We start from the raw sequence: 490 nt of genomic DNA, 5'->3' as shown, positions 1-490 counted from the left end.
TTCCCAACAATGAAGCCAGTTGGAAATAATTCTTCTGATAGTTCAAAAGATGGTGAAGACAATACAAAAGCTAAGAAATTAGACTTATCAAAAGTAAAAGTTGAACCATTATTTGAAGATTTTGTAGATTTTGATAAATTCTCAGAATCTGATTTCAGAGTTGTGAAAGTAAAATCTTGTGAAGAAGTTCCAAAATCTAAGAAATTATTAAAATTCACTTTGAATGATGGATCCGGAAAAGATAGAATCATATTATCAGGAATCAAAAACTACTACAGTGCAGAAGATTTAGTAGGTAAAACATTACTTGCAATAACTAACTTGCCACCAAGAAAAATGATGGGTGAAGAATCTTGCGGAATGCTTTTATCTGCAATCTGCGAATATGAAGGAGAAGAAGTATTGAATCTTATAATGTTAGATTCAAACATTCCAGCAGGATCAAAATTATATTAAAGAACACGCTAAAAATGAAACTGGGGTTTGTAAT

1 pseudogene is annotated in these 490 nt (G+C 30.6%); it reads left to right on the top strand.

Annotation, left to right across the window (positions count from 1 at the left end):
• A pseudogene (locus ACU68Y_RS09095) lies at positions 1–456 on the top strand (lysine--tRNA ligase); the annotation flags it as partial.
• Between the last annotated feature and the right edge of the window lie 34 nt (positions 457–490).

The sequence above is a fragment of the Finegoldia sp. P1-F-LS genome, from assembly GCF_052932205.1.
The sequence above is the reverse complement of the archived record's forward strand: the minus strand, read 5'-3'. Positions and strand labels throughout refer to the sequence as shown.